Source organism: Microbacterium sp. P5_B6, assembly GCF_056400345.1.
Genome location: NZ_JBFULL010000005.1, coordinates 176138 through 188914, shown reverse-complemented (window position 1 = coordinate 188914; position 12777 = coordinate 176138). Strand labels below are relative to the sequence as shown.

10 protein-coding genes and 1 tRNA gene are annotated in these 12777 nt (G+C 67.9%); 9 read left to right on the top strand and 2 right to left on the bottom strand.

Translation table 11 applies throughout. The features are described 5' to 3' along the window. Positions 1-94: 94 nt before the first annotated feature. Complete coding sequence (locus AC1DP3_RS08940; RefSeq protein WP_477292804.1) at positions 95-1132, bottom strand: LacI family DNA-binding transcriptional regulator; 1038 nt, start codon at positions 1130-1132, stop codon at positions 95-97. 314 nt (positions 1133-1446) lie between these two features. Between AC1DP3_RS08940 and AC1DP3_RS08935 the strand changes: the two genes are divergently transcribed. From AC1DP3_RS08935 to AC1DP3_RS08920, 4 genes are all read left to right on the top strand, one after another. Beyond that, positions 1447-2772 (top strand): ABC transporter substrate-binding protein, encoded by a 1326-nt coding sequence (locus tag AC1DP3_RS08935; protein WP_477292803.1) that lies wholly within the window; start codon positions 1447-1449, stop codon positions 2770-2772. 117 nt (positions 2773-2889) lie between these two features. Continuing rightward, entirely contained in the window at positions 2890-4245 is a 1356-nt protein-coding gene (locus AC1DP3_RS08930; RefSeq protein WP_477292802.1) for a carbohydrate ABC transporter permease, read from the top strand. Next, positions 4242-5219 (top strand): carbohydrate ABC transporter permease, encoded by a 978-nt coding sequence (locus AC1DP3_RS08925; protein ID WP_477292801.1) that lies wholly within the window; start codon positions 4242-4244, stop codon positions 5217-5219. The genes AC1DP3_RS08930 and AC1DP3_RS08925 overlap by 4 nt, the downstream gene beginning before the upstream one ends. Before the next feature lie 44 nt (positions 5220-5263). Further along, positions 5264-5336 (top strand) — tRNA-Arg (locus tag AC1DP3_RS08920). Positions 5337-5426: 90 nt separating this feature from the next. Here the strand turns inward: AC1DP3_RS08920 and AC1DP3_RS08915 are convergent. Beyond that, complete coding sequence (locus tag AC1DP3_RS08915) at positions 5427-6215, bottom strand: SGNH/GDSL hydrolase family protein (protein ID WP_477292800.1); 789 nt, start codon at positions 6213-6215, stop codon at positions 5427-5429. Positions 6216-6409: 194 nt separating this feature from the next. Here AC1DP3_RS08915 and AC1DP3_RS08910 point away from each other — a divergent pair, with 194 nt between their 5' ends. From AC1DP3_RS08910 to AC1DP3_RS08890, 5 genes are all read left to right on the top strand, one after another. Then, on the top strand, positions 6410-7270 hold the full coding sequence (locus tag AC1DP3_RS08910) for a transglutaminase-like domain-containing protein (RefSeq protein ID WP_477292799.1): 861 nt from the start codon (positions 6410-6412) through the stop codon (positions 7268-7270). A gap of 64 nt (positions 7271-7334) precedes the next feature. Further along, positions 7335-9002 carry an arginine--tRNA ligase gene (gene argS, locus AC1DP3_RS08905; RefSeq protein ID WP_477292798.1) on the top strand — a complete coding sequence of 556 codons (1668 nt, stop codon included), beginning with the start codon at positions 7335-7337 and terminating at the stop codon, positions 9000-9002. Between the two features lie 4 nt (positions 9003-9006). After that, entirely contained in the window at positions 9007-9825 is an 819-nt protein-coding gene (locus AC1DP3_RS08900) for an LmeA family phospholipid-binding protein (protein ID WP_477292797.1), read from the top strand. A 157-nt stretch (positions 9826-9982) separates the two neighbouring features. Further along, positions 9983-11425, top strand: a complete 1443-nt coding sequence (gene lysA / locus AC1DP3_RS08895) for a diaminopimelate decarboxylase (RefSeq protein WP_477292796.1) — start codon at positions 9983-9985, stop codon at positions 11423-11425. After that, a complete protein-coding gene (locus AC1DP3_RS08890; RefSeq protein ID WP_477292795.1) occupies positions 11422-12777 on the top strand; it encodes a homoserine dehydrogenase in 1356 nt (451 codons plus the stop codon). Before lysA ends, AC1DP3_RS08890 begins: the two co-directional genes overlap by 4 nt.

Below are 12777 nucleotides of genomic sequence, written 5' to 3'. Positions count from 1 at the left end.
CCGGGGCATTCGTGTTTCTGCCGCCGGGGACGTCGAGCGCGTCGCGTGGGACGGCCGCACCTTCCGGGATGCCGGAGCCCGCTGGACCTGAGGATCACCCGGCGAGGGGACCGGCCCCACCGACGGCCGCAGAGGGCGTGCCGGACGGCGGCGCTGTCGAGTTGCGGACGATGAGTGTCGCCTCGAGGCGCCGCTCGCCAGGTGGTTCGGCCGGGTCGAGCACGCGCTTCAGCAGCATGTCGACGGCGTGCGCTCCCTGCTCGCGCGGGGACTGCTCGAGCGTCGTGAGTGAGAACATCTCCGCGTACTCGTGGTTGTCGATCCCGACGACGCTCAGCATGCTGGGCACGGGCAGCCCCAGGCGACGAGCAGCGATGATCGCGCCGATCGCGACCTCGTCGCACGTCCCCACGATCGCCGTGGGCCGCCGGCGGGGATCGCCGAGGACGTCGACGGCGGCGGCATACCCGCCGGGGATGGTCACGGGGGAGGGAACATGGTTGGACGGAAGGCCCGCATCCGCCATCGTCGCCGCATACCCCCGTACCCGCATGGCGTCCACATACGCCCCATGCTCGCCTCCGCCGCCCAGAAAGGCGATGCTCGTGTGCTGCAGGTCGAGCAGGTGCTGGGTCGCCCTACGCGCCGCGTGGAGATCGTCGATCGCGACGACGTTGGTGGTGCCCCACTCGCCGACCACGCTCACCAGGGGGCGACCCATCGCCACCAGCCGCTCGAGTTCGTGGTCGCTCGGCTCCAGTCCCACGGCGATGAGCCCGTCGAACCTCTTGCGGGCGAGGAACTCGTCGAACACGCGCGCGCGGCCCTCGGTTCCCGGCCGTGCGTCGTAGAGAGTGAGGTCGTACCCGTGACGCAGGAGAGCGTCCTGGATTCCTTCGAGCACCTCCGCGAAGAACCAGCGGCTGACGTAGGGCATGACGACGCCGATGTTCTTCGACTTGCCGGTGGCCAGGCTCACGGCGKCGGTCGAGGGCACGTAGCYGAGGGATGCCGCGGCATCGAGCACCCGGTCCCGCGTCTTGTGCGACACATAGCCGGTTCCCGTCAGCGCACGGCTCGCTGTCGCCTTCGACACCCCCGCGGTGCGTGCGACATCGGCGATTCCTGCCATGTTCACGCTCCTTCGACGTTCGGCGATCGGCGGTCGCATTCCGCGTCGGGCGTTCGGCGTGGGCCTTCGGCGGACGGCATCCGACGATTCACTGCAGGCGAGTACTGGAACCGGTTCCGGCCATCATGGCGCGACAGGTCGGGTCAGTGCCACACTGATTTCCAGTGTTTATCGAGTTGTGACCCCATGCCGATTGTGGGCCGCGCGGGCATACCCTAGCGTGGCCCTGGAAACGGTTCCTGACGATCACCTGCAACGGTCGGGCGAGGCCCGAGTCGTTTATCGAGGAGGCAGAAATGAATTCAAGGCGCTCAATGCGTCGGAGGGTCGCGACGGGTCTCAGCCTCGCCGCGATCGCCAGCGTCGTTCTGGCCGGATGCGCCGAAGGCGGCGACACCAGCTCGACCGACGACGGCTCGGTGGACGGCGAGACCGTCAGCATCTCGGGAGGCATCACGGGCAGCGAGGCGGACCTGCTTCAGCAGTCCTTCGACCAGCTCACCGAGGACACCGGCATCAAGGTCGTCTACACGGGCGACAAGGGCTTCGAGGGCAACATCGTCACGAAGGTGGCCGGCGGCGACGCACCCGACATCGCGATCGTGCCTCAGCCCGGACTCCTGAAGGCTCTCGTCGAGACCGGAGAGGTCAAGCCGGGCCCCGACGCCGTCTCGTCGAATGTCGACGAGTACTGGTCGAAGGACTGGAAGACCTACGGCACCATCGATGACACCTTCTACGCCGCTCCCATGCTCGCCAACGTCAAGGGCTACGTCTGGTACTCGCCCAAGTCGTTCGCCGAGTGGGGCGTCGAGATTCCGACGACGTGGGATGAGCTGATCACGCTCACCGACACGATCCGCCAGGCGACGGGCGAGCCGCCGTGGTGCGCGGGCTTCGAGTCGGGCACGGCGTCCGGGTGGCCGGGCACCGACTGGGTGGAAGACCTCGTCCTCCGCAACTCCGGACCTGACGTGTACGACCAGTGGGTCGCGAACGAGGTCAAGTTCACCGATGCTCCGATCAAGGAGGCGTTCGACCACGTCGGCGAGATCCTCCAGAATCCGGACTACGTGAACGCCGGATTCGGTGACATCTCGAGCATCAACTCGACGGCCTTCGCCAACATGGCCGCTCCCGTCGCGAACGGCACCTGCGCCATGACACACCAGGCGTCGTTCCTGTCGTCGAACTTCCTCGACGTCGAGAACGCGGACGGCCAGGCACCGACGGTCGCGCCTGACGGCGATGTCTACGCCTTCGTCCTCCCGGCCTTCACGGAGAGCGCGTCCAAGGCCATCGAAGTCGGCGGCGAGTACGTCGCCGGGTTCTCCGACGACGCTGCGACGCAGAAGGTTCTCGAGTACATGTCGAGCCCCGACTTCGCGAACGCCCGCGTGGCACTCGGCGGCGTCATCTCCGCCAACAAGGGCGCCGACCCGGCCAAGGCATCCAGCGTGTTCCTCCAGGACGCGATGAAGCTCGTGCAGGACGACACCGTCTCGATCCGCTTCGACGCTTCCGACCTCATGCCCGCTGTGGTGGGCTCGGGTTCGTTCTGGCGCGGAATGGTCGACTGGATCGACGGCAAGGCCACCGATGAGGTCCTGAGCGACATCCAGGCCGGATACGAGAACTAGGTCGAATTCCGTCGGCGGAGTCGCGCGCAGCCCGCGCGACTCCGCTGACGGACCTCCTCCCACCGCCTGATCGGGGCGGGATCGATCCAGCGGTCGACGAAGAATCGGAAGGTTCCCATGACTGACACGACGAAGGTGCAGAAGCCAAGGGCGGTCCCCGTCGCCGATGAGAAGGACGCGGCAGCGCGCGAGGAGTACTTCGCGCGAAGGCGCCGGACGACATCCATCGTCGTCGCCGTCGCACTCATCCTCATCGTGGCGCTCTTCATCTTCATGGTGACTCGGCCACCCGTGGAGGGCGCGCGGCCGACATCGATCGGCATCTCGCTCAACAGCTTCTTCCAGACCCTCGGCAGTCTGGGGCCGATCGTGCAGATCCCGATCGTGCTGCTCGTCTTCGGTGCTGTGGTGGCGATCCTGCTCGTGCTGATCGAGTTCGCACCCCGGTCCGGCCGCGGCTACTTCTGGCTTCGGCTGATCGCATGCTTCGCTATCCCAGTCATCGCGTTCATGCTGCTTCGGCCCTATGAGAACGCGGTCTTCTACGTCCTGGCGATCGCGATCATTCTCGGCGGAGTGCTCTTCTACGCCGATTACCGAGCCGCGAGCGGCGCGGGCTACCTGTTCCAGCTCGTCCTCTTCACGGCGCCCGCCACCATCCTGCTGCTAGTGGGCCTCGTCTACCCGGCGATCTCGACGTTCGTCCAGTCGTTCTTCGACAAGAGCGGTGACACCTTTGTCGGCTGGGACAATTACGTCTGGGCCTTCACCAATCCCGAGGGCTTCTGGTCGATCATCAACACGATCATCTGGGTGCTGTTCGTCCCCACGGTCGCGACGATCCTCGGTCTGGCTGCGGCCGTGTTCATCGACAAGGCGCGGGGCGAGAAGGTGCTGAAGATCCTGATCTTCATGACCTTCGCCATCTCCTTCGTGGGAGCGGGCATCATCTGGGAGCTGCAGTACGACTACCGTCAGGGCCAGCAGATCGGCATCTTCAATGCGATCGTCGTGGCCCTCGGCGGCGAGCCGGTGTCGTGGCTCGCCTGGACGCCGCTGATGAACACCTTCTTCATCATGGTGGTGTTCATCTGGAGCCAGACCGGTCTCGCGATGGTCATTCTTTCCGCAGCCATCAAAGCCGTGCCCGTCGAGCAGATGGAGGCGGCAGAACTCGATGGCACCAATGCCTGGCAGAAGTTCACGAACGTGACGCTTCCGGGCATCCGGCCCTCCATCGTCGTCGTCGTCACCACGATCGCCATCGGCGCGCTGAAGATCTACGACGTGGTGGCCGTCATGACCGGTGGCCGGTCAGACACGACAGTGCTCGCCTTCGAGATGGTCAACCAGCAGCAGCGGTTCCAGAGCTACGGACATGCGGCGGCGCTCGCCGTCCTCCTGTTCATCCTCGTCATCCCGCTCATCGTGTTCAACGTGATCCAGATCCGGAAGCAGAGGGAGATCCGATGACCACCTCAACAGCAGTGATCGAGCCGGTCCCCGACGGGCGCTCGGCTCGGCAGGTCGCGCGGGACACCCGCAAGCATGAGGAGATGGCCCGCAAGAGGCTGTCCTCCAGGGGAGCGACCATCGCGGCCATCATCCTGGCGTTCTTCTGGACGATTCCCACCTTCGGGCTGCTTGTCACGTCGTTCCGTCCTGCCGCTGACACGCAGACCTCGGGATGGTGGACGGTCTTCGTGAACCCGGACTTCACACTCGAGAACTATGCGCTGGCGCTGACCTCGGGCGGCACGGCTCTGTCGCTCGGCGAGTCGTTCCTCAATTCGCTGGCGATCACTATCCCCGTGGTCTTCTTCGCCCTGGCTGTCGCATCGATGATCGCCTACGCGTTCGCCTGGATCGACTTCAAGGGCAGGAACATCGCGTTCATCGCGGTCTTCGCCCTGCAGATCGTGCCGATTCAGATGGCGCTGATCCCGCTGCTGAGCCTCTTCTCGAGAGGCCTCACGATCAACGGCGTGTCGATCTTCCCGGGACTGGAGATGCGCGACGTCGACCACAGCTTCGCAACCATCTGGATCGCGCATACGATCTTCGCACTGCCCMTCGCCGTGTTCCTCCTGCACAACTTCATCTCGGAGATCCCGAGTGAGGTCATCGAAGCAGCACGGGTCGACGGCGCAGGTCACGGGCAGATGTTCTTCCGGATCGTCCTGCCGCTCGCCACTCCGGCGCTCGCGTCCTTCGCGGTGCTGGAGTTCATCTGGGTGTGGAACGACCTCCTGGTGGCCACAATATTCGCGCCCTCGTCATCGCTGCCGATGACGCAGTCCCTCGCCGGACTCTCGGGCACGTGGGGAAACCTGTGGTATCTGCAGGCCGCCGGTACATTCCTGACGATCCTCATGCCGCTCATCGTGTTCTTCGCACTCCAGCGCTTCTTCGTTCGGGGACTGCTGGCAGGCGCCACGAAGGGCTGACGCGCGAAGCTCGCCCCCGCGGCGGTGATACCCTCGATCGGTACGCCTCCGTAGCTCAGGGGATAGAGCGTTGGTTTCCGGTACCAAAGGTCGCTGGTTCGATTCCAGTCGGGGGCACAGGGTCTGAAGGCCGTTCCGCAAGGAGCGGCCTTCAGTGTTTCCGCGGCAGGCCGGGATGGGGTCTGCCGGCGGTGGGGCCCCGTACGGTCAGCCGGCGTCGGCGGTGACGATGTTCGCGCCGGTCATCGCGTCGAGCGCCTCCGCCAGCCGCTCCGCGAGGTAGGCGTGTCCGGTCGTGGACGGGTGGTCGCGCCCGATCTCGGAGGAGTCGATGACCGAGGCGTAGTTGGCCTGCGTGATCCAGCCATCGGTGACGGGGGAGACGTACCACCAGCCGCGGGCTGTGGCGAGCTCCGCGAGGTCGGCGTCGATGCGAGCCGTCGCCTTCTCCACCGGCAGGACCTGCGGCGCGGGACCCATGATGACGAACGCCGCGTCGGGGTAGAGGCCGGCGAGGTCATCCCAGGCGGAGGTGACGGCATCCCGGTATCCCGTGGGGTACAGTCGCCGATCGTTGATGGATCCCTCGACGATCACCAGGTCGGGGTCGAGCGCAGGGTCGAGCTGCGCAATGCGCTCGCCGTAGCTGCCGCCGTCGATGCCGGGCTTCAGATATCCGCTTCCGCGCACGCCGTTGACGACGGTGTCCCAGCCCTCGCTCTCGCCGAGGACGTACGCGTAACCCAGCGTGGGGATGGTCGCGGCGGATCCGTAGGTCCACGAGTCGCCGAAGATCAGGACCTTCGGATCGTCCGGCAATGTCAGAGGTGCCATCGACACCGCGGCCGCCTGCTCGCGCGCGACCGGAGCCACGCGCTCCGCAGGGTCGGCCCACGCCCTCCACACCGCGATGCCGCAGACCAGCGCGACGACAGCGAGGGAGCCGATCAGAAGCCGCCCGGGTCGCCGCGCGCGGGGGCGTCCGAGCGGGTACACGCGGGCGAGTGTACGGCACGTTCGACGAATCTCCGCATCGGCGCGAAACCAGCCGATCCGGCGTTCCCCGACGGCCGACACCGGGTCTCACAAGGGCGCTCACCACAGGACTCACAACCTCGTCACGGCGAGTGCTCGGCTGGCATTCGGCCGGCGCGAAGGGAGCACCCGATCCGGCATGCGAGGATACTTCGGTGCAACGAGTTGTGACCGCTGAACTGGACCTCGATCTGGGGTCGTCCGTCGACCTCATCTTCCAGATCACGGCGGCTCAGCAGGTGCCGGTGGTGAGCGAGGAATTGACGTTCACGCAGGGCGAGCGCGTCTACACTCCGACCGAGATCGTCGACCAGTCCGGCAGCCGTCTGCACCGCCTCACGGGCGAGGCCGGGCGACTCGAGATCCGCTACGAGGCCACCGTCGAGGGCCAGATGTCGGCAAGCCGCACGAGCGACCTCGAGGCCATCACCTACCTCCGGCCCAGCCGCTACTGCCAGTCCGACGAGGTCTTCTCGCAGGCGCGCCGCCAGTTCCGCGGCCTGCACGGCTACGAGCTCATCGCCGCGGTCAGCGATTTCGTCGCGACGAGCACCACCTACACGCCGGGGCTCAGCCAGGGCACCGACAGCGCCGTCACCACGCTCATGACGGGCCAGGGAGTCTGCCGCGACTACGCCCACGTCGTCATCGCCCTGCTGCGGGCGATGGACATGCCCGCCCGCTACGCCGCATGCTTCGCGCCGGGCCTTCGCCCGATGGACTTCCACGCGGTCGCCGAGGCCTACTACGACGGCGCCTGGTATGTGATCGACGCCACGCGACTGGCGAACCGCCGCTCGCTCGTGCGCATCGCGACAGGCCGGGATGCCTCGGACTGCGCGTTCCTCAGCTACCACGGCGGACACGTCGCCCTCGCCCGCATGCGCGTCGACGCGTGGGTCGTTCCGGATGACGCCTCGCACGAGAGCCTGGACGGGGATGCCGGTCAGCCGCTGTGGGAAGAGGCGTCCGATCCCGCTGCCGACGATTTCACCACCCTCGTCCAGCTGTCCTGACGGTAGGCAGCCGGCCCCGGCTGATCAGGGAACCGCGAGGCGTCGCCCGTAGACTTGACGGGCTATGAATCCCGATGCCCTCTCCGCCGCCCTCCTCGCCGTCATCGTCCCTCTCGCGGAGGCGCGACGTGAGGGGTCGAGCGAAGGGCTGACGGCCGCGGATCTGCCGCTCGACCGTCCGAAGAACCGCGATCACGGCGATTGGGCCTCCAATGCAGCGCTCAAGCTGGCGAAGGCGGTCGGCGCCAACCCCCGCGAGTTCGCCGGCGAGATCGCAGCACGGCTGGGCGAGGTCGACGGCATCGCGAACGTCGAGGTCGCAGGACCCGGTTTCATCAACATCCGGCTGGATGCCGCGGCCGCCGGCGCGCTCGCCAAGACCGTCGTCGAGGCCGGCGCCGCGTTCGGCTCGAACGAGAGCCAGCGTGGCAACACGATCAACGTCGAGTTCGTGAGCGCCAACCCGACCGGCCCGCTCCACATCGGCCACACCCGCTGGGCGGCGCTCGGCGATTCGATCGCGCGGCTGCTGCTCGCCAGCGGTGCGACGGTCGCCCGCGAGTTCTACATCAACGACGCCGGTGCCCAGATGGAGCGCTTCGGGCGCTCCGTGCTGGCCGCCGCGAAGGGCGAGGCGGGGCCCGAGGACGGCTATGCGGGCTCGTACATCGAAGAGCTCGCCCGCCGCGTGCTCGCCAAGCGCGCCGACCTCCTCGAGCTCTCAGGCGAGGAGCAGGTGATCACCGCGCGTGATCTCGCCTACGATTTCCAGCTTGCCGAGCTGCAGTCATCGCTGGAGCGCTTCAACGTGCACTTCGATGTCTGGTTCTCGGAGCGCATGCTCCACGCCGAGGGTTCGGACGGCCAGCCGAGCCTGGTCGATGAAGCCGTGGACCGGCTTCGCGCGCAAGGCCACGTGTTCGACCAGGAAGGCGCGGTCTGGGTGCGCACGACCGATTTCGGAGACGACAAGGATCGCGTCATCCGTCGCTCCAACGGGGAGTACACCTACTTCGCCGCCGACGCCGCCTACTACCTCAACAAGGGCGATCGCGGCTTCGCACACAAGATCTACCTGCTCGGCGCCGACCACCACGGCTACGTCCACCGCCTCAAGGCCCTCGCCGGGGCGGCGGGCGATGACCCCGAGAAGGACATCGAGGTGCTGATCGGCCAGCTCGTGTCGATCAACGGGGCCCGGCTCTCCAAGCGCGCAGGCAACATCATCGAGATGGACGATCTGCGTGAATGGCTCGGCACCGATGCGCTGCGCTACTCGCTCGGCCGGTACCCCGCCGATTCGCCCCTGACCCTCGATCCCGAACTCCTGCGCAAGCGCACCAACGACAACCCCGTCTTCTACGTGCAGTACGCCCACGCCCGCACGCACAACGTCGCCCGCAACGCGGAAGGATCCGGCGTCGACCGCTCCGAGTTCGCGCCCGAGCTGCTCGACCACGAGACCGAGTCCGCGCTCCTCGGCGCTCTGCAGGAGTTCCCGCGCATCGTGGGATTCGCCGCCGAGCTGCGGGAGCCCCACCGTGTGGCGCGGTACCTCGAAGAGCTGGCGGGGCTCTATCACCGCTGGTACGACAACTGCCGGGTCATCCCGCAGGGCGATGACCCCATCGAAACCGTCCACCGCACCCGGCTCTGGCTGAACGATGCGACCGGCCAGGTGCTTCGCAACGGCCTGGACCTGCTGGGCGTCCAGGCGCCTGAACGGATGTGACGACATGACCGCCGGCGACACTCAGCCCACCCAGCCTCTGCCGGAGTGGACCACGGCGCCGCCGGTGCGTCGTCGGCGCAGTGCGTGGCCGTGGATCATCTCGATCGTGATCGTGGTGGGGCTGGCCGTCCTGGCATGGTTCGCCGCAGAGTGGGTCGCGCGCGGAATGGTCGAGCGCAGCATCCGCGATCAGATCATCACCAATCTCGAGCTGCCGGCTGATCACCCGATCGACATCGACGTGGCAGGTCCCGTCCTCCCGCAGCTCATCGTCGGCGAGCTCGATGACGTGACCATTTCCTCGGAGGACGTCACGGTGGGCTCCCTCACCGGCGATGTGACCGTCACCGCGCAGGGCATCGCGACCCGGGGGGATGCGGGAGCGGAGGCCGCGACCGCCTCGGTGCGCCTCGACGCCGACCAGCTCCAGACCATGCTCGAGGGAGTCGAGGACTTCCCGGTGGACACGGTGGAGCTCGACGAGCCTGACCTGGTGATGTCCACCGAGCTGCGGCTGCTCGGAATCGGCATCCCGGTCACGGTCGCCCTCACGCCCTCGGCATCGGAGGGCGACATCGTCCTCACGCCTTCCACGCTCGAGCTCGCGAACGGCGAGATCACTGCGGCCGGGCTGCGCAAGCAGTTCGGGGGAATCGCGGATGCCGTGCTGCGGGACTGGACGGTGTGCATCGCGCAGTACATCCCCGCCGGACTGACGCTCACCTCCCTGAAGGTCGACGGCGATGAGCTCATCGCCGACTTCGACGTCGACGGACAGATGCTCGGCGACCCGGCCCTCCAGGCCAACGGCACGTGCGCGTGACGCCGATTCGAACGCCCGGGCGGTAAGCCGGGAGGGGCATGCGCAGTGCCCTAGACTTCAAGGACTGCCCGGCGCGTGAGCACTCCGGCCGCGGCATCCGTTGCCCGGCTCCGTCCGGACGACGTCGCGCCGAAGCCCCCACCGATTGGTCTCACCCGTGTCCGCCGCCCCGCAGAGCCGACCCGACCTTCCTCCTGTGCCGGCAGACGCGAATGCCCTTGCCGCTCGGGTGTGGCCGGCAGGCGCGAGCCGCGATGAGCAAGGGATCCTGCGCCTCGGCGGGCTCCCTGCGACCGCGCTGAGCGATCGCTTCGGCACGCCCCTCTTCGTCATCGACGAAGACCAGGTCCGTGATCACGCGCGGAGGACGCTCGAGGCGTTCCGGGCCGCAGCATCCGAGCACGACGCGCAGGTGCGTGTCTACTACGCGGGAAAGGCCTTCCTCTCGAGCGAGGTGGTGCGCTGGGTCACCGAAGAAGGACTCGCCGTCGACGTCTGCACGGGCGGCGAGCTCGCCGTCGCGCTCGCGGCGGGAGCAGAGCCCTCCCGGCTGGGATTCCACGGCAACAACAAGAGCGTGGCCGAGCTCGAGCGCGCCGTCGAGGTGGGCGTCGGCTCGATCGTCATCGACAGCTGGATCGAACTCGAGCGCCTCGCCGCCATCGTCGAGCGCCGCGACGCCCAGCAGGCCGTGCTCGTCCGCGTCAACAGCGGGGTGCACGCCGAGACCCACGACTTCCTGGCGACGGCTCACGAGGATCAGAAGTTCGGCTTCACCCTCGAGGATGCCCCCTCCGCCGTCGCCCGCATCCGCGAGATCGACGGACTGACTTTCGTCGGGCTCCACTGCCACATCGGCTCGCAGATCTTCGGCACCGCCGGCTTCCGCGAGTCCGCAGGCCGCGTCGTCGAGCTCCACGCCCAGCTCCTGGCGGGGGGTGAGGTGCCCGTCCTCAACCTCGGCGGCGGATTCGGCATCGCGTATCGCGCGGAGGACGACCCCACGCCCATCGAGGAGCTCGCGGCCGGGATCGTCGACGCCGTGGCTCAGGAGTGCGCGGTGCGCGGCATCCCGGTCCCGGATCTGGCGTTCGAACCGGGCCGCGTGATCATCGGCCAGGCGGGAGTGACGCTCTACGAGGTCGGCACGACCAAGCCGGTGCAGGTGGATGAGAGCCTGACCCGCCTCTACGTGAGTGTCGACGGCGGGATGAGCGACAACGCCCGCCCGGCCCTCTACGGAGCGCAGTACTCGGCGCGGCTCGCGTCGCGCGTCAGCGACGCCGAGCCCGTGCTCGCGCGAGTGGTCGGCAAGCACTGCGAATCGGGCGACATCGTCGTGGATGCCGAATACCTCCCGGGCGACGTCTCGCCGGGCGACCTGCTCGCCGTGCCGGCGACCGGCGCCTACTGCTATTCGCTCTCGAGCAACTACAACCACGTCCCCCGCCCGCCCGTCGTGGCGCTGCGCGGGGGAGAGGCTCGTGTCATCGTCCGCGGCGAGACGGTCGATGACCTGCTCGGACGCGACGCCGGACTGACCCTCACCACCGAAGGGAAATTCATGCCTGTACCGAGTGAGCGGAGCGAATCCCTGTGACCGACTACCGCCGCCTGCGGGTCGCGCTCCTCGGAGCCGGCGCCGTCGGCTCCCAGGTCGCGTCGCTGCTCCTGCGCCACGGCCCCGAGCTCGCCGATCGTGCGGGCGCGACCCTCGAACTCGTGGGCATCGCCGTCCGCGACGTCGAGGCGCCCCGAGAGACAGAGCTTCCGCGGGAGCTCTTCACGACGGATGCCGAGACTCTCGTGGTCGGAGCCGACATCGTCATCGAGCTGCTCGGCGGCATCGAGCCCGCGCGCTCCTACCTGCTGCAGGCGATCAACTCGGGCGCCGATGTGGTGACCGCGAACAAGGCGCTTCTCGCCACGCACGGCACCGAGATCTTCGAGGCCGCAGACCAGGTCGGGGCGCAGGTCTACTACGAGGCAGCCGCCGCCGGGGCGATCCCGATCATCCGGCCGCTCCGCGACTCGCTGGCCGGTGACCGTGTGCAGCGGATCATGGGCATCGTCAACGGCACCACCAACTACATCCTCGACCGCATGGACACCGAGGGCGCCGAACTCGAGGACGTGCTCGCCGACGCGCAGCGCCTGGGCTATGCCGAGGCCGACCCGACCGCCGATGTCGAGGGGTATGACGCGGCCCAGAAGGCGGCGATCCTCGCCAGCCTCGCCTTCCACACGACCGTGCCGCTCGAGTCGGTGCACCGCGAGGGCATCACCGGCATCGACAAGACGATGATGGATGCCGCGCGTCACGCCGGCTATGTCATCAAGCTGCTCGCCGTCTGCGAGCGCCTGACGGGCCAGACGGATGCCGGACCCGCGGCTTCGTCACCACTCGACGACCAGCCTCGCCCTACGGGCGAGGCCATCTCGGTGCGGGTCTACCCCGCTCTGATCAGCAGGGACCACCCGCTCGCCAGCGTCCACGGCGCCAACAACGCGGTCTTCGTGCAGGCCGAGGCCGCCGGCAACCTCATGTTCTACGGCGCGGGCGCCGGTGGCGTCCAGACGGCGTCCGCTGTGCTCGGCGATGTCGTGTCGGCCGCGCGCCGCCACATCGCGGGCGGCGTCGGCGTGGGCGAGTCGACACGCGCCAACCTTCCGATCGTCGAAGTCGGCCGCGTCACGACGCGCTACCAGATCACCCTCGAGGTGGACGACCGGCCGGGCGTCCTGGCGACGATCGCCGGGATCCTCAGCGAGGGGCGCGTCTCGATCGCGACCGTCGAGCAGACCGTATCGGGCGAGGACGCGCGCACCGCGAGCCTCGTCATCGGAACCCACAAGGCATTGGAGCAGGACCTCAGCGAGACGGTCGACCGTCTCGCCGCGAGCGGCGTCGTGGAGCGCGTCGTCTCGGTCCTGCGTGTAGAAGGAGACTGA